Source organism: Klebsiella michiganensis (assembly GCF_015139575.1).
Taxonomy (GTDB): domain Bacteria; phylum Pseudomonadota; class Gammaproteobacteria; order Enterobacterales; family Enterobacteriaceae; genus Klebsiella; species Klebsiella michiganensis.
This window is the reverse complement of record NZ_AP022547.1, coordinates 5,051,510-5,069,038: the sequence shown is the minus strand read 5'-3', so window position 1 is coordinate 5,069,038 and position 17,529 is coordinate 5,051,510. Positions and strand designations below refer to the sequence as shown.

General features: G+C 54.2%; 14 protein-coding genes. 10 read left to right on the top strand and 4 right to left on the bottom strand.

Translation table 11 applies throughout. From position 1 onward, the window contains the following. Nucleotides 1-31 precede the first annotated feature (31 nt). From ileS to rihC, 5 genes are all read left to right on the top strand, one after another. A complete protein-coding gene (ileS, locus tag JLG71_RS23700) occupies nucleotides 32-2,848 on the top strand; it encodes an isoleucine--tRNA ligase (protein ID WP_014227864.1) in 2,817 nt (938 codons plus the stop codon). Continuing rightward, on the top strand, nucleotides 2,848-3,348 hold the full coding sequence (gene lspA, locus JLG71_RS23695; protein WP_004098485.1) for a signal peptidase II: 501 nt from the start codon (nucleotides 2,848-2,850) through the stop codon (nucleotides 3,346-3,348). The genes ileS and lspA overlap by 1 nt, the downstream gene beginning before the upstream one ends. A 51-nt stretch (nucleotides 3,349-3,399) precedes the next feature. Beyond that, nucleotides 3,400-3,849, top strand: coding sequence for an FKBP-type peptidyl-prolyl cis-trans isomerase (gene fkpB / locus JLG71_RS23690; RefSeq protein WP_004098486.1), 450 nt, complete (start codon nucleotides 3,400-3,402; stop codon nucleotides 3,847-3,849). A gap of 1 nt (nucleotide 3,850) precedes the next feature. Continuing rightward, nucleotides 3,851-4,801, top strand: coding sequence for a 4-hydroxy-3-methylbut-2-enyl diphosphate reductase (ispH, locus tag JLG71_RS23685; protein ID WP_014227866.1), 951 nt, complete (start codon nucleotides 3,851-3,853; stop codon nucleotides 4,799-4,801). Nucleotides 4,802-4,866: 65 nt separating this feature from the next. Continuing rightward, nucleotides 4,867-5,781 carry a ribonucleoside hydrolase RihC gene (gene rihC, locus JLG71_RS23680; protein WP_025108499.1) on the top strand — a complete coding sequence of 305 codons (915 nt, stop codon included), beginning with the start codon at nucleotides 4,867-4,869 and terminating at the stop codon, nucleotides 5,779-5,781. Between the two features lie 28 nt (nucleotides 5,782-5,809). Here the strand turns inward: rihC and JLG71_RS23675 are convergent, their stop codons facing one another. Beyond that, the gene (locus JLG71_RS23675; protein ID WP_014227868.1) at nucleotides 5,810-6,748 is read right to left on the bottom strand and encodes a LysR family transcriptional regulator; all 939 of its coding nucleotides are present in this window, start codon (nucleotides 6,746-6,748) and stop codon (nucleotides 5,810-5,812) included. A 280-nt stretch (nucleotides 6,749-7,028) separates the two neighbouring features. Here JLG71_RS23675 and JLG71_RS23670 point away from each other — a divergent pair, with 280 nt between their 5' ends. The 4 genes from JLG71_RS23670 to JLG71_RS23655 all read left to right on the top strand — a co-directional run bounded on the left by JLG71_RS23670 (nucleotide 7,029) and on the right by JLG71_RS23655 (nucleotide 13,352). Then, nucleotides 7,029-8,084, top strand: a complete 1,056-nt coding sequence (locus JLG71_RS23670) for a 4-oxalomesaconate tautomerase (protein ID WP_049084034.1) — start codon at nucleotides 7,029-7,031, stop codon at nucleotides 8,082-8,084. Between the two features lie 108 nt (nucleotides 8,085-8,192). Further along, the gene (locus JLG71_RS23665; RefSeq protein ID WP_004098491.1) at nucleotides 8,193-9,626 is read left to right on the top strand and encodes an anion permease; all 1,434 of its coding nucleotides are present in this window, start codon (nucleotides 8,193-8,195) and stop codon (nucleotides 9,624-9,626) included. Nucleotides 9,627-9,734: 108 nt separating this feature from the next. After that, nucleotides 9,735-10,994 (top strand): SLC13 family permease, encoded by a 1,260-nt coding sequence (locus JLG71_RS23660; protein ID WP_049070052.1) that lies wholly within the window; start codon nucleotides 9,735-9,737, stop codon nucleotides 10,992-10,994. 69 nt (nucleotides 10,995-11,063) lie between these two features. Further along, nucleotides 11,064-13,352, top strand: coding sequence for a hydratase (locus JLG71_RS23655; protein ID WP_048263800.1), 2,289 nt, complete (start codon nucleotides 11,064-11,066; stop codon nucleotides 13,350-13,352). 66 nt (nucleotides 13,353-13,418) lie between these two features. Here the strand turns inward: JLG71_RS23655 and JLG71_RS23650 are convergent, their stop codons facing one another. Next, the gene (locus tag JLG71_RS23650) at nucleotides 13,419-14,363 is read right to left on the bottom strand and encodes a LysR family transcriptional regulator (protein WP_048263811.1); all 945 of its coding nucleotides are present in this window, start codon (nucleotides 14,361-14,363) and stop codon (nucleotides 13,419-13,421) included. A 92-nt stretch (nucleotides 14,364-14,455) separates the two neighbouring features. Here JLG71_RS23650 and JLG71_RS23645 point away from each other — a divergent pair, with 92 nt between their 5' ends. Next, entirely contained in the window at nucleotides 14,456-15,085 is a 630-nt protein-coding gene (locus JLG71_RS23645) for an alanyl-tRNA editing protein (protein ID WP_014227875.1), read from the top strand. Between the two features lie 45 nt (nucleotides 15,086-15,130). Here the strand turns inward: JLG71_RS23645 and citB are convergent, their stop codons facing one another. Then, on the bottom strand, nucleotides 15,131-15,829 hold the full coding sequence (gene citB, locus JLG71_RS23640) for a citrate response regulator transcription factor CitB (protein ID WP_047724537.1): 699 nt from the start codon (nucleotides 15,827-15,829) through the stop codon (nucleotides 15,131-15,133). Next, nucleotides 15,822-17,450: a citrate sensor histidine kinase CitA gene (gene citA, locus JLG71_RS23635; protein WP_032722051.1), complete on the bottom strand. Its 1,629-nt coding sequence runs from the start codon at nucleotides 17,448-17,450 to the stop codon at nucleotides 15,822-15,824. The genes citB and citA overlap by 8 nt, the downstream gene beginning before the upstream one ends. Nucleotides 17,451-17,529 lie beyond the last annotated feature (79 nt).

Genomic DNA, 17,529 nt, shown 5'->3' with positions numbered 1-17,529 from the left:
TATCAAACCGAAATACGGAACCGAGAATCTGATGAGTGACTATAAATCGACCCTGAATTTGCCGGAAACAGGGTTCCCGATGCGCGGCGACCTCGCCAAGCGTGAACCGGGAATGCTGGCGCGTTGGACCGATGATGACCTGTACGGCATCATTCGTGCAGCCAAAAAAGGCAAAAAAACCTTCATTCTGCATGATGGCCCTCCTTATGCGAATGGCAGCATTCATATTGGTCACTCGGTTAACAAGATTCTGAAAGACATTATCGTTAAGTCCAAAGGGCTGGCGGGCTATGACTCTCCGTACGTACCGGGCTGGGACTGCCACGGTCTGCCGATCGAGCTGAAAGTGGAGCAGGAGTACGGCAAGCCGGGTGAGAAATTCACCGCCGCCGAGTTCCGCGCTAAGTGCCGCGAATACGCCGCCACCCAGGTTGACGGACAGCGTAAAGACTTTATCCGTCTGGGCGTGCTGGGCGACTGGTCGCACCCGTACCTGACCATGGACTTCAAAACCGAAGCCAACATCATCCGCGCGCTGGGTAAAATCATCGGCAACGGCCATCTGCACAAAGGCGCTAAGCCGGTGCACTGGTGCGTAGACTGCCGCTCCGCGCTGGCGGAAGCGGAAGTTGAGTATTACGACAAAACCTCTCCGTCCATCGACGTGGCGTTCCACGCGGCCGATAAAGCGGCGGTGCTGGCGAAATTTGGCGTGGCCGACGTCAACGGCCCGGTTTCTCTGGTTATCTGGACTACCACCCCGTGGACCCTGCCGGCGAACCGCGCCATCTCGCTCTCCCCGGAGTTTGACTATGCGCTGGTGCAGGTTGACGGTCAGGCGCTGATCCTGGCAAAAGACCTGGTCGACAGCGTGATGAAGCGCGCCGGCATTGCTGATTACACCATCCTGGCGGTGGTGAACGGCGCCGAGCTGGAGCTGATGCGCTTTAAGCACCCGTTCCTCGATTTTGACGTCCCGGCGATCCTGGGCGATCACGTCACGCTGGACGCGGGTACCGGTGCGGTGCATACCGCGCCAGGCCACGGTCCGGATGACTATGTCATCGGTCAAAAATATGGCCTGGAAGTGGCGAACCCGGTTGGCCCGGACGGCGCCTATCTGCCGGGAACCTATCCAACGCTGGACGGCGTAAACGTCTTTAAAGCCAACGATGTTGTCGTTGCGCTGCTGTCAGAAAAAGGCGCGCTGCTGCACGTTGAAAAAATGCAGCACAGCTACCCGTGCTGCTGGCGTCACAAAACGCCGATCATCTTCCGCGCCACGCCGCAGTGGTTCGTGAGCATGGATCAAAAAGGTCTGCGCAAACAGTCGCTTTCCGAAATCAAAGGCGTGCAGTGGATCCCAGACTGGGGCCAGGCGCGTATCGAATCGATGGTCGCCAACCGCCCTGACTGGTGTATCTCCCGTCAGCGCACCTGGGGCGTACCGATGTCGCTGTTCGTGCATAAAGAGACGCAGGAGCTGCATCCGCGCACGCTGGAACTGATGGAAGAAGTGGCGAAACGCGTAGAAGTCGACGGCATCCAGGCGTGGTGGGATCTCGATTCCCGCGACATCCTCGGCGCCGACGCGGATAGCTACGAGAAGGTGCCGGATACGCTGGACGTCTGGTTTGACTCCGGCTCGACCCACTCTTCCGTCGTTGACGTGCGTCCTGAATTCGCCGGTCACGCCGCCGATATGTATCTGGAAGGCTCCGACCAGCACCGCGGCTGGTTTATGTCATCCCTGATGATCTCTACCGCGATGAAGGGCAAAGCGCCTTATCGCCAGGTACTGACCCACGGCTTTACCGTTGATGGCCAGGGCCGCAAGATGTCCAAGTCTATCGGCAACACCGTTTCTCCGCAGGACGTGATGAACAAGCTGGGCGCGGATATTCTGCGCCTGTGGGTGGCTTCCACCGATTACACCGGCGAAATGGCGGTCTCTGACGAGATCCTCAAACGCGCCGCTGACAGCTATCGTCGTATCCGTAACACCGCGCGCTTCCTGCTGGCGAACCTCAACGGTTTCGATCCGGCAAAAGATATGGTGAAACCGGAAGAGATGGTCGTGCTGGACCGCTGGGCAGTAGGCTGCGCGCAAGCGGCGCAGGACGATATCGTCAAAGCCTACGAATCCTATGACTTCCACGAAGTGGTGCAGCGCCTGATGCGCTTCTGCTCCATCGAAATGGGCTCGTTCTGGCTCGATATCATTAAAGATCGCCAGTACACCACCAAGGCTGACAGCATCGCGCGTCGTAGCTGCCAGACCGCGCTGTACCATATTGCCGAGGCGCTGGTGCGCTGGATGGCGCCGATCATGTCCTTCACCGCTGACGAAATCTGGGGTTACCTGCCGGGCGACCGCGAGAAATACGTCTTTACCGGCGAATGGTATACCGGCCTGTTTGGCCTGGACGCTGACGAAGCGATGAACGACGGCTTCTGGGACGCGCTGCTGAAGGTGCGTGGCGAAGTCAACAAGGTTATCGAACAGGCTCGTACGGACAAGCAGGTGGGCGGCTCTCTGGAAGCGGCGGTAACGCTGTACGCCGATGCCGATCTCGCGGCGAAGCTGAACGCGCTGGGCGATGAATTGCGATTTGTCCTGTTGACCTCAGGGGCGAACGTTGCCGATTATGCGCAGGCTCCGGCCGACGCCTGGCAGAGTGAACTGCTCAAAGGTCTGAAAGTCGTGCTGAGTAAAGCCGAAGGTGACAAGTGCCCGCGCTGCTGGCATTACACCACGGATATCGGCAAGGTGGCGGAACACGCGGATATCTGCGGACGCTGTGTCAGCAACATCGCCGGTGACGGCGAAAAACGTAAGTTTGCCTGATGAGTAAACCGATTTGTTCAACGGGGCTACGCTGGCTGTGGGTCGTCGTAGCCGTGCTGATTATCGATTTAGGCAGTAAATTCCTGATCCTCCAGAACTTCGCTCTGGGGGATACGGTATCGCTGTTCCCATCGCTTAATCTGCACTATGCGCGCAACTATGGCGCGGCTTTTAGCTTCCTCGCCGACAGCGGCGGCTGGCAGCGCTGGTTCTTCGCCGGTATCGCTATCGGTATCTGCGTGATCCTTGCGGTGCTGATGTATCGTTCTAAGGCGACGCAAAAGCTGAATAATATTGCCTACGCCCTGATTATTGGCGGCGCGCTGGGGAATTTATTCGACAGGCTGTGGCATGGTTTTGTCGTCGATATGATCGATTTCTACGTTGGGAACTGGCACTTCGCCACCTTCAACCTCGCCGATACCGCTATCTGCATCGGCGCGGCGCTGATTGTGCTGGAAGGCTTCTTACCGAACGCGGCTGCGAAGAAACAGGCGTAACAAAACTCGCCCGGCGGCGCCGCCGCCGGGCAAAACAAGTGAGCAACCTGCATGTCTAAATCAGTACAGAGCAACAGTGCGGTGCTGGTGCACTTCACCTTAAAGCTCGACGATGGCTCCACCGCAGAGTCAACCCGCAATAACGGTAAACCCGCGCTCTTTCGCCTGGGCGATACCTCGCTTTCTGAAGGTCTGGAACAGCATCTGCTGGGGCTGAAAGAAGGGGATAAAACCACCTTTTCGCTGGAGCCGGACGCCGCGTTTGGCGTACCGAGCCCGGACCTGATTCAATATTTCTCGCGCCGGGAGTTTATCGACGCGGGCGAGCCGGAAGTCGGCGCGATTATGCTTTTTACCGCAATGGATGGCAGCGAAATGCCCGGCGTGATCCGCGAAGTGAACGGCGATTCGATCACCGTTGATTTCAATCATCCGCTGGCCGGGCGTACCGTTCATTTTGATGTTGAAGTGCTGGAGATCGATCCGGCGCTGGAGGGGTAAGATGCAGATTCTGTTGGCTAACCCGCGCGGCTTCTGCGCAGGCGTTGACCGCGCTATCAGCATTGTTGAAAACGCGCTGACGCTATACGGCGCGCCGATCTACGTGCGTCATGAAGTCGTGCACAACCGCTATGTTGTCGACAGCCTGCGTCAACGCGGCGCTATTTTTATCGAGCAGATTAGCGAAGTGCCGGACGGCGCCATCCTGATTTTCTCCGCCCACGGCGTCTCTCAGGCCGTTCGCAACGAGGCGAAAAGCCGCGATTTGACGGTTTTTGACGCCACCTGCCCGCTGGTGACCAAAGTGCATATGGAAGTCGCTCGCGCCAGCCGCCGCGGCGAAGAGTCCATTCTGATTGGCCACGCCGGTCACCCGGAAGTTGAAGGCACCATGGGGCAGTACAGCAACCCGCAGGGGGGGATGTACCTGGTGGAATCGCCGGACGATGTCTGGACGCTGGACGTGAAAAACGACGCTAAGCTGTCGTTTATGACCCAGACGACGCTCTCCGTCGACGATACCTCCGACGTGATTGACGCTCTGCGCGAGCGTTTCCCGAAAATCGTCGGGCCGCGTAAAGATGATATCTGCTACGCCACGACTAACCGCCAGGAAGCCGTCCGCGCGCTGGCCGGGCAGGCCGACGTGGTGCTGGTGGTGGGGTCGAAGAACTCCTCTAACTCTAACCGCCTGGCCGAGCTGGCGCAGCGGATGGGGAAAGCGGCCTATCTGATTGACGACGCGACCGATATCCAGGAAGCCTGGGTCAAAGAAGCGGATTGCGTCGGCGTGACCGCGGGCGCATCGGCGCCGGATATCCTGGTACAGAACGTGATTTCGCGTTTGCAGGAGCTGGGCGGCGGCGAAGCGGTGCCGCTGGAAGGCCGCGAAGAGAACATCGTTTTCGAGGTGCCGAAAGAGCTGCGCGTAGATGTCCGTGAAGTAGAGTAAGTTCTTTTTCGCCGCAGTATGAGAAGATGCCAGACTTAACGTCTGGCATTTTTTATGGAGAAACGATGCGCTTACCTATCATTCTGGATACCGATCCCGGCATTGATGACGCCGCGGCGATTGCCGCCGCGCTGTTCGCCCCCGAGCTTGATCTGCAGCTGATGACCACGGTGGCGGGCAACGTGTCGGTGGAGAAAACGACCCGCAACGCCCTTCAGCTTCTGCATTTCTGGAACGCCGATGTTCCCCTGGCCCAGGGCGCGTCGATGCCGCTGGTTCGCCCTCTGCGCGACGCCGCCTCGGTGCACGGCGAGTCCGGTATGGAAGGCTACGATTTCGTTGAACATCACCGCCAGCCGCTGGCGAAACCGGCATTTCAGGCGATCCGCGATGCGCTGATGCACGCCCCGGAGCCGATGACGCTGGTGGCGATCGGCCCGTTAACCAACATTGCGCTTCTGCTGACCCAGTACCCGGAATGCCGCTTTAACATCCGTCGCCTGGTTATCATGGGCGGCTCCGCCGGGCGCGGCAACTTTACGCCGAATGCGGAATTTAACATCGCCATCGACCCGGAAGCGGCGGCTAAAGTGTTCAACAGCGGGCTGGATATCGTCATGTGCGGGCTGGACGTCACCAATCAGGCGATGCTGGCGCCGGATTACCTCGCCACTCTGCCAACGTTGAATCAGACCGGGAAAATGCTGCACGCGCTGTTTAGCCACTACCGTAGCGGCAGCATGAGCAGCGGGCTGCGTATGCACGACCTGTGCGCGATTGCGTGGTTGGTTCGCCCGCAGCTCTTTACCCTTGAACCGTGCTTTGTGGCGGTAGAAACCCAGGGCACATGGACCTCAGGCACCACGGTGGTTGATATCGAGGGCAGGCTGGGCCAGCCGGCAAATGCACGGGTGGCGCTGGGGCTGGACGTCGAAGGATTTCAGCGCTGGGCGGCCGAGGTGATTGCCCTGGCGCCTTAACCGGGGGACGAAGCGGCCGGCGCGGCGCTCAGGTATTGTGAGTGGCATCAACGACGTTGCGCCATAGCGCGCCCGCTTCATCCGTCCACATAAGCAGTAAGAGCGAAGCTAATCGTTCTGCCGCCGCGGAGAGAGGTCTGTTCTTTACGCGGATCATACCAAGCGTCCGCCGGATAACCGGCTCCACGAGCGGAACGCTCACGACGGTGCTATTGCCGCTATGGGGCATTGCCAGACAGGGAAGCGCCGAGACGCCCAGTCCGGCTTCGACAAGGCCGAGCGAGGTCGACAAATGCCTGACTTCATAAAACCAATCCAGTCGCCAGGGCTTATCCGCCAGGCATTTCTCTATTAACTGTCGGTTGCCGCTTGATTTCCTGACGCCGATTAAGGTCTGGCTCACCAGTTCCCGCCATTCGACTAATTTTCTACACGCCAGAGGGTGGTCTTGCCGACAGGCCAGAACAAAAGGTTCATTCACCAGGGGGATAAAATCGATGTCTGGATATGTGATGAAGTTCATGTTTATTCCAAAATCAACTTCGCCTTTTCGTACCGAGTTCATGCACGTTTCTATACCTTGTTCATAAATTCGTACTTTGATGTTGGGGTAGTTTTTATTAAATTGCACGATAGCGCGCGGTAAAAAGTAAAATACGGCGGTCGGAATGCAAGATAGCGTAACGGTATCATGTAATTGAGACGTTGAATCGTTGAGGTTAAATATTGCCGCATCAAGACTGGAAATCAACGCTTTGGCCTTGGGGAGCAGTATTTTCCCGGCCTGGGTAAGCGCAAGTTTTCGCGTGGTTCGTTCGAACAGCGCAATATTCAGATGACTCTCTATTTTTTTTATCTTTTTGGTGAGTGCCGGCTGCGAGAGGCTGAGCTGCTCGGCGGCTTTGCTAAATGAGCCAAGCTCTGCCACCGTGACGAAAGCTTTCATACCGGATAGTTCATTTTTCATTATTGCTCCGTAGGATTTAATAAGCGTTGTTCTAAGTAGACGACAAGTCATTATTAAGCAGGCATGCTTTTTTATTAATACTTAGCAGGAATAACTCTTATGGCAAAATTTTATCAACCAGCGAAATTCTTGCAAGTAGAATGCATTGGTAAAATACCTGGCGTGATTTATCTGGCCGTTAATTAAGTAAATAAAAACCTTAAAGAACATAAAACCAATTAAATTCACGCGGCGTTTTATTCAATTCTTCTATTTATTTCTGGCGGATAAGGAACATGCTATGAAGAGCATTCCCTGTGTATTAATGCGTGGAGGGACATCAAAAGGTGCCTTTCTATTAGCAGATGATTTACCCAAGGATATTCAGAAACGTGATGAGTGCTTGTTAACCATAATGGGATCCGGTCACGAGCTGGAGATTGACGGTATTGGCGGAGGGAGCCCGCAAACCAGTAAAGTGGCCATTATTAGCCAATCCCTTAGCGACAAAGCGGATATCGATTATCTGTTTGTTCAGGTCATCGTCAATGAACGGCGGGTGGATACGACGCCAAACTGCGGCAATATGCTGTGTGCGGTTGGCGGCTTTGCCATTGAACATGGGTTGGTTAAGGCGCTGTCGCCGGTTACGCGAGTGCGTATAAGAAATGTGAACACCAATACCTTTGTTGACGCTGACGTTCAAACACCAGATGGAAAGGTTATTTATGAAGGCAATACGCAAATCGATGGCGTTCCAGGCCATGCCGCGCCGGTTGCGCTGACTTTTCTGAATGCCGCGGGCGCAAAATCCGGCCAGCTTTTCCCAACGGGCAATCGTATGGAAGTCTTTGATAATGTACGAGTGACCTGTATTGATATGGCGATGCCTATGGTGGTGATCCCGGCCCAGAGTCTGGGAAAAACCGGATATGAATCTGCCAGCGAATTAGATCGGGATACAGCCTTACTCAAATCGCTGGAATCTATTCGCCGTCAGGCCGGGAAGGCGATGGGGTTTGGGGATGTGAGCAATATGGTTATCCCTAAACCGGTTCTGATTTCTCCGGGGCTAAGCGGCGGAACGATAAATGTACGTTATTTTATGCCGCATAACTGTCATAAATCGCTGGCGATTACCGGCGCTATCGGTCTGGCAAGCGCATGCGTTATTCCAGGCACCATTGCGAATGAACTGACGAAGCTATCGGGCGATGGCGTTATTACAGTCGAACATCCCAGCGGGGGGATCGACGTCGATTTAAGTCATACTGCTGAGCGCCCGGAGGATATTCGGGCATCGGTTATACGTACCGCGCGGAAAATCCTTTCAGGAACGGTTTACATCCCCGAATAAATATCCACCCTCCGATTATCTATCAATCCACCGTAGAAGAGGAGAGGGGAGGCATGTGAATACGTTCAACAAGCATCCTCAAATATTGAGTGCAGGTAAGGAATGGAAATGCAAAATAATAAATTATGGAAGCTGCTTGTTATTATAGCAATACCGTTACTCATCAGTTTATGCCCGGCGCCGGAAGGATTATCAACACTTGCCTGGGTATTATCCGGTATCTATCTGGCAGCGATTGTAGGTTTAGTAATTAAACCGTTTTCTGAACCCGTGGTATTGCTGATCGCCGTTGCGGCATCAATGGTGATTGTGGGCAATTTGGGTGACGGTTCGATAAAAGCCGCCAGCGTATTAAGCGGATACTCATCAGGTACCACCTGGTTAGTCTTTTCTGCATTTACCCTGAGCGCGGCATTTGTGATTACCGGATTGGGTAAAAGAATTGCTTATATTCTTATCGGCAAGATTGGCAGCACGACGTTGGGCCTTGGCTATGTTACCGCTTTTCTTGACCTGATTCTGGCGCCCGCCACGCCGTCGAATACGGCCCGCGCTGGCGGCATCGTCTTACCCATAATCAATAGCGTCGCCGTCGCCTTAGGGTCAGAGCCGGAGCGGAGCGCGAAGCGCGTGGGCCATTACCTCATGCTGAACATCTATATGGTCACTAAAACGACCAGCTACATGTTCTTCACCGCCATGGCCGGGAATATCCTCGCGCTGAAAATGATCGAAGATATTTGCCACATAAAATTGAGCTGGGGAGGTTGGGCGCTGGCCGCAGGACTACCTGGCATTATTATGTTGCTGCTGACGCCGCTGATTACCTACAAGCTGTATCCGCCAGAATTAAAGCGGGTTGATAATAAAAAGATTGCTCAGACAGGCATAGACGCTTTGGGGCCCATGACGGTGCGGGAAAAGATGCTCTCTTGCCTTTTTGTTCTTGCGCTCGGCGGTTGGGTATTCAGCAGCGCCCTGGGGGTCAATGAGTCTACCGTTGCGATCTGCGTAATGGCGCTGATGCTGGTATTGAAAATCGTCACCTGGGATGACGTGATTAAGAATAAAGGAGGATGGAATACGCTCATCTGGTACGGGGGGATTATTGGTTTAAGCTCATTGCTCTCTAAGGTTGGATTTTTCGTATGGCTAGCAGAGGCGCTTAAAAATAATATTTCCTTTGATGGCCACGGCAATGTCGCTTTTATTGTGATTGTCGCACTGAGCATATTGGTTCGTTATTTCTTCGCGTCAGGTAGTGCTTATATTGTCGCGATGGTACCGGTCTTTGCCATGCTGGCGAATGTTTCTGGCGCACCGATAATGCTCACCGCGCTCGCGCTATTATTCAGCAACTCTTATGGTGGCATGGTAACCCACTACGGCGGTGCGGCAGGGCCAGTTATTTTTGGCGTTGGCTATAATGATATCAAATCATGGTGGATTATTGGTGGGATATTAGCATTGCTGACTTTTATTCTGCAAATCACCCTCGGGGTATGGTGGTGGGAGATGTTAATCGCCTGGGGAGTAATTTAAATAATCTTTAAGGAGATGAAGGTTTGCCCGGGCATCCTCTGATGCCCGGGGGGAAGTCCTCTTATTAAGAAAACATAGCCTTTTAGCAAGGTGAGGTGCGATATATTTATGTCTCCAGTTACGATTACGTTGTCGCTATTGGTTTTTTCTATTGTCATGTTTGTTTGGGAAAAAATACCTTTAGCGGTAACGGCCATGATTGTTTGTATTACTCTGGTGGTGACCGGGGTTTTTGATGTCAAAACGGCTTTTGCCGGTTTTATTAATCAAAATGTGATTTTGTTTGTGGCTATGTTTGTGGTTGGCGGCGCCTTATTCGAAACCGGGGTGACGGATAAAATTGGTAGTATGGTTACACGCTACGCCAGGACAGAAAAGCAGCTGATAGTCGTCATTATGCTGGTCTGCGGAACGCTTTCCGGGCTGCTATCCAATACCGGCACGGCGGCGGTCCTCATTCCTGTGGTGATTGGCGCAGCGATGAAATCAGGATATGCCCGGTCGCGCTTGCTTATGCCGCTGGCTTTTGCCTCGGCGCTGGGGGGAAATTTATCGCTGATCGGCTCACCCGGCAATCTGATCGCGCAGTCGGCGCTGGAGCAGGTTGGCCAACGCTTCGGGTTTTTTGAATATGCTAAGTTAGGCATTCCAATGCTGGCCTGCGGCATACTCTATTTTGTAACGATCGGCTATCGCATATTGCCAAAAACGAATGCGGCCCAGCCTCAAAGTGTTAATAATATTAAAGCGCAGGCATGCCCGAAATATAAGCAGGTGATTGCGCTATCGGTATTAATCCTGACCGTACTGGGCATGATTTTTGAAAAACAGCTGGGTTTGCCGATTGCGATCGTCGGTTCAATTGGCGCATTGTCGTTGATTGTGACCCGGGTCATTACGGAAAAACAGGCTTACCAGGCTATCGACTCGCAGACGATTTTCCTCTTCGGCGGCACTCTGGCATTAGCAAAAGCGCTGGAAACCACCGGCGCTGGCGCCATTATGGCGCGCTCAATTATCGCGTTATTAGGCCAGCAGGCGTCGCCTTTCTTACTTTTGAGCGCCGTATTGGTAATCTCCTGCGCGTTAACCAATTTCATGTCGAATACGGCAACCGCCGCTTTATTAATGCCGATTGGCCTGTCTATTGCTCATTCTATGGGCGCCGATCCCCGGGCGGTGTTAATGGCGATTGTTATCGGCTGTTCATGTGCTTACGCAACGCCGGTGGGCACCCCGGCTAATATGATGATTTTTTCCGCGGGTGGCTACAAATTTGTCGATTACGTTAAGGTTGGATTGCCGCTTATTTTGATATCGGTCATTGTCAGCTTTATTTTGCTGCCTGTTTTCTTCCCATTTTATTAATCGCGGTCAGCCATTTTTATCGAATGGCTAATGTCAGGCGTGTTTTTTCAACATCTAAGGATATATGTGATGATTAAATTGTATGACCATGGAGTCTATATATCACATCAGCACGGTATTATTGCTGCTGATAAGGGGTCAGTCGCGTTAGAGAAGCATGAGGCGCGCAAGGGAACGATCTCGTGGTCGATCCTCTCCGCCCATAATACTTCAGGGAATGAACAGCAGTTAAAAATTAAATTTGATTCAATGGCCTCCCACGATATTACTTTTGTGGGCATCATCCAGACTGCTAAGGCCTCGGGAATGGAACGTTTTCCATTACCCTATGTTCTGACGAATTGCCATAATTCGCTTTGCGCTGTCGGCGGCACTATCAACAGCGACGATCATATATTTGGTTTGTCCTCAGCGCAAAAATATGGCGGTATTTATGTCCCGCCCCATATCTCAGTTATTCATCAATATATGCGCGAGATGATGGCCGGCGGTGGGAAAATGATCCTGGGCTCAGACAGCCATACGCGCTATGGCGCTTTAGGGACCATGGCGGTTGGTGAGGGGGGCGGCGAGTTGGTTAAGCAACTGCTCGGAGAGACCTGGGATATTGATTATCCTGAGATTGTCGCCGTGTATTTGACAGGAAAACCCTCGCCCGGCGTTGGTCCTCAGGATATTGCCCTGGCGATAATTGGCGCGGTGTTCGAGCGCGGTTATGTGAAAAATAAAGTTATGGAGTTTGTGGGGCCGGGCGTGGCGACAATGTCTACCGACTTCAGGAATAGCGTAGATGTAATGACCACGGAGACCACCTGTTTATCGTCCATCTGGCAAACGGATGAAGAGACAAAACACTACCTGCGTATTCACGGCAGGGAACAAGACTATTGTCCGCTCTCAGCAAAAGATATGGCCTACTATGATGGCTGCATAGAAGTGAATTTAAGCACCATCAAGCCGATGATCGCCTTGCCTTTTCACCCTGCCAACGTATATGAAATTGATACGCTTAATGAGAATTTGCAGGATATTTTGCACGAGATTGAGATTGCGGCGGATAACATTTCCCAGGGACGCGCCAGGCTCTCTCTGCTGGATAAAGTCGAACATGGGAAGCTGCGGATTCAGCAGGGGATCATCGCCGGCTGCGCTGGCGGAAATTATGTTAACGTGGTCGAAGCGGCTCATGCCTTGAAAAATCACGCCTGCGGTGACAACGTTTTCTCTCTCTCGATATATCCCTCATCCCAGCCGGTGCTGATGGATCTGACCAAAAAAGGGATAACGACCGATTTATTAAGCGCTGGCGCGATTATGCGTACCGCATTTTGCGGCCCCTGCTTCGGCGCAGGCGACACGCCCATGCATAATGGACTGAGCATTCGCCACACGACGCGTAATTTTCCCAACCGGGAAGGGTCCAAACCCGGGAATGGGCAAATGTCGGCCGTTGCGCTGATGGATGCCCGCTCCATAGCGGCGACGGCTGCCAATGGGGGCGTGCTGACATCGGCTTCCGCGCTCGATTGCTGGGAAGACATTCCGCAGTATGAATTTGATGCTTCACCTTATCGGAGCCGTGTTTATCAAGGGTTTATTAAAGGAGCGTCCCGGCAAGCGCTGATCTACGGCCCCAATATAAAAGACTGGCCGGAGATGAGTGAGCTGACGGACAATATTTTGTTAAACGTGACCTCAAAAATCATGGATCCGGTGACCACCACCGATGAACTGATTCCATCAGGCGAAACCTCATCATTTCGCTCCAATCCGTTAGGGCTGGCTGAGTTTACCCTTTCGCGACGCGATCCGGGCTATGTCGGCCGTAGTAAGAAGATTGCGGCGCTGGAAAAATTACGGATCGAGGGGGACGATCCTTGTCGCCTGGATCCGCAGCTTGAGGCGGTTTTTTCCCGGATCCGCCAACTGCCGGGGCAGGAAAATGTCACGCTTGAGCAGACGGAGATTGGCAGCATGGTTTATGCGGTCAAACCCGGCGATGGTTCCGCACGAGAGCAAGCCGCCAGCTGCCAGAGAGTCCTTGGTGGCCTGGCAAATATTGCCCAGCAGTATGCCACGAAGCGCTATCGTTCGAACGTGATTAACTGGGGAATGCTGCCATTGCAGATGAAGGCGCTGCCGGAGTTTGAGGTCGGCGACTTCATCTATATCCCGGGGATCAGGTCAGCCCTGGAAACCGATCTGCGTCAGATTACCGCGTTCGTGATCGGCCACGATCGCCCCATTAAAGAGATCTCTCTTTACATGGAGGGGCTCACCTCAGCAGAGCGGGAGATAATTAAGGCGGGAAGCCTGATTAATTATAATAAATTACGCTTAACAACCCACCATCAGTAAACGATATTGATCATCAAGATGAATCAACGGGGGTGATATCGCATCCCCGTTTTTATTCATAGCCGCTTATTCCGTGGTTTTCGATCGCGGCGTTAGAGCTGGGCTACCTGAAGCCGGCTTCATCTTCTCGCTAAGATAATCAATCATCGCCCGCATTCTGGCGGGCATATGCTTATTGCCCGACCACAGTAGCCAGAGCTGGCCGGAATAGCGGCTGATAAACTCCCACTCCGGTAAAACCTGCACAATCTCGCCGCGCGCCAGCGCCTCACGGGCGGTAAACAGCGGCAGGCTGCCGATGCCCAGATTCTGCTTCACGGCATCGAGGCGCACGGCGGTATGGTTGGCGGCGTAGCGGCCGTGAGTCTGAATTGTTTCCGTTTTCCCCCCGCGGCGGAACTTCCAGCGCGAATCGGCGGGCGTCTCGCCAAGGCTGATACAGCTATGTTCGCGCAGATCCTGCGGCGTTTGCGGCGTTCCATAGTGCTCCAGATAGCCGGGCGTCGCGCAGATGACGTGGCTGATGGTCATCAAAGGCTTACCGTGCAGCCCCGGCGAGGGGGTAGGGGTGATACGCAGCGCCAGATCGATGCCGTCATCAATAAAATCGAGAACCCGATCCTCAAGCCGCAGACAGACGTCGATCTTCGGGTAGCGGTTAAAAAATTCCAGCATCAGCGGGTGAATGGCAAACCGTCCCACGGCTTTCGGCACGCTGAGCGTGAGCTTGCCCTGCGCCACCGCCTGGGTACTGCTGGCGGAGTCCATGGCCATACGCGCCGATTCCAGCATCTCCAGCGCATGTTCATACACCATTTTCCCGGCATCGCTGAGGCGCAGCTTGCGCGTGGTGCGGTGCAGCAGCTTGCAGCCCATCTCCTGCTCCAGGCGCGAGACGCTGCGGCTGATCGCCGAAGGCGTTGCGCCGGCCTGGCGTGCGACGGCGGAGAAGCTGCCCTGTTCCACAATCTGTACGAACAGGGCGAGGTCGGGCAGTAGGCTCAGATTCATTTGTGCTTCCGGAGCAAAATTGCGTTGATGTCAGGCGGGATTATCGCCGCCAGCAATATCAATATACTGTCCTGACAGAGAGGAGGACAACCATGACTGAACGCCTTTATTACACCAGCGACGCCGAGGAATGCCTTGCGCAAGTCGTCAACTGCCTGAGCGAAGCCGATGGCCGCTATGCCATTGAGCTGGATCGCACGCTGTTTCACCCGCAGGGCGGCGGGCAGCCGGCGGATCGTGGCTGGATTGCCGGCCTCGCCGTCGAGGGCGTGGTTAGCCGCGGCGATAGCGTGGCGCATATCGTTTCACAGCCGCTGCCGGCCGGCGAGGTCACGATCCGCATCGATCCAGAGAGCCGGCGGCTGCACGCGCGTCTGCACTCCGCCGGGCACGCGCTTGCCCAGGCCGGGGAGCTGTCGGGCTGGCAGCCGATCAAAGGACATCACTGGCCGGGAGAAAGCCGTATTATTTTTGCCCCAGGCGCGCATGGCGGGCTGCCCGAGGCCAGCGCGCTGCTGGAAAAAGTCGAGGCCTGGCAGGCAGACAATTTACCGCGTCAGCTTACTTTTGCCGATGGCCTGCGCAAGGTCGGGTTCGGCGACATGCAGAGCTATCCCTGCGGCGGGACGCACGTGGCCAGCCTGTCCGAACTGGGTAAAGTCGTCATTTCCCAGGTGAAGATGAAAAAAGGGCAAATTATTGTCAGCTACACGGTGGAATAAGCGAGTGAAAAGGAGATGCACACTCAACAGGGCATCTCCCGGTGCTTAAATATGCGCAGGATGTTTACCGTGATAAATCCGCTCCGGTCTGCCGACTTTGCCATAGCTGATTTCAGCCTCAAGGAAATCGTTTTTAACGCCCTGCTCAAGGTAGCGGCGGGCGGTGGTTTTACTACTGCCGAGAATACGGGCCAGGGTGTCTGCGGTATGGACCGTTTCCGGATCGGCAAAGAGCTGTAATACCCGATTAAAAGTGCTCTCATCAATACCCCGCAGCGGAGAGCCTGCGGCTTCCGCCTGCTCTTTTGCCTGGATATTGAACAGGGCGTCAACATGGGTCTGGCTTGCCTGCTCGCTTGAGCGAAGAGAGCTGCGATAGCGGGCAAAACGCTCAAGCGTATGCTGCAGGCGCTGATAGTGAACGGGTTTAATCAGGTAATCAAAAACGCCCATCCGCAGGGCTTCGCTGATGGTATCCATATGGTTGTCGGCGGTGATGAAAATGATGCGCCCTTTATAATGAGTATTGACGGCGTGGCGGATCAAATCGAGTCCTTTGCCATCGGGTAAGAAGTTATCCAGCAGGGTGAGCTGGGGCTGATAGAGGCGAAGCATCTTTTTTGCGCTTTCCAGTTTATCCGCAATGCCAATGACTTCGAACTGGGGAAATTGCTTGATGGTATCCACCAGAATTTCCGCCAGCATAGGTTCGTCTTCAACGATGAGAGTGGTGATGCTATCCATGGTGTTCATCTCGGGTCAGGGGGATATAAAGGGTAAAAATAGTGCCAAAAGGGATGTTGTCATCGACGACGATATTGCCGCCCGCCTGCTCAACGTAGCTGCGAACCAGCCAGAGTCCGATGCCGTGATCGCCGCTGCCGCTGCTGGTCACGCCGCGCTCAAAAATACGATCGCGGAGCGATTCCTCAATCCCGCAGCCCTGGTCAGCGATCTCGACGATCGCTTCGCCGCCCTCGCTGTTGATCAGGCATTCGATCTGCTTTGAACCTGCCGGCTGACGTAGGGCGGCGTTGTAGGCGTTATCCAGCAAATTGCCGACGATCGAGATCCATTCATTATGCGACAGCGAAGAGGGGAGGGTTTCAACGTGACAGGCGGGATCGAAGACCAGCTCTAATCCGAGCTCTTTGGCGCGGTAATATTTGCCGATCAGCAGCCCGGCAAGGTGGTTCACTTTAAAATTGCGGGCAATAAAATCGAGCACTTTCTGGTGGCTCTCAGACTGCTGCTGAATAAGATCCAGCGCGTTATCGTAGCGTTTTAAAAACAGCAGCCCGGCAATGGTGGAGATCAGATTGCGATGCTCGTGCTGTACGGCGCGCAGGTTATCCGCGTACTGCTGGACCTGGCTGAGCTGCAGGCTCAGAGTGTTGATATCGTCTTTACTGCGAAAGCTAATGACCCAGCCCTGGGGCTCGTTATTAAGCGTGACGGCCATACGGCTGGCGATCACTTTAATTTGATTAAAAGTGACGATTTCGTCTTTTTTATTTGTCTGCGGCGCGTCATAGAAGAATGCCTCCTGAGAGATCACGCTGCTGATGCTTTTGCCAATCAGAATGGTTTCCGGCTGGCTCAGGTTTAATAGCCTCCTTGCGGTTTGATTGATGGCGGTAATTCGGTAGTGGGAGTCAATAGCTATCAGCCCCTCAAAGACCGATTCAAACAGGACGCTCTGCTGGATAAGCAGCTGTGAGAGCTGCTGTGGTTCCATATTCAGCATCTGTTTTTTGATATGCAGCGAGAAGCGCCGGGCGCAGTAGAGCAGCAGAAGCAGCATGATCGCCATCGGGATCATCAGCGATCCGATTTGCAGACTCAGCCAGTTTTCTAACTGTTCGATGGTGTAGCCCACCGATACAATACCGATCACCTTCCCGGTGCTGTCCTGGATCGGCGACTTGCCGCGTAATGACGAACCGAGCGATCCTTTACGCACCGACACGTAGCTTTTGGCGTTATACAGCGCCTCGTCGCTGTCTCCGCCTTCCATCGATTTACCGATTTCCTCTGGATTCACGTGATACAGGCGCCGACCTTTCGCGTCACCGACGGTGATATAGGTGGCGTCGGAAAACGATCGCATCGGGTCGATAAGTTCTTTAATGCGCGGTAAATCGTGCTTTTCTACCGCGTCAACCAGTTCGGGCATGGCGGAGATCTGCATGGCCTGAATCAGCGCGCGCTGTCCCACCTGGTAATGCAGGCGTTCCTCCGTAATGCTGGTGAGATACCATGACATGGCCAGCATCACGATTGTCGAGGTAAACAGGATCAACAGGAAGATGCGGTTCTGAAACGAACGTCGGGCAAACCAGTGCGTGATTTTTCGGGCAAACATTGGGCGAATTGACATCAAAAGGTCATTTTCTCTTTTTTAGGGGCCGACGGCGCTGAATCGGCCCACAGATTTACTGATT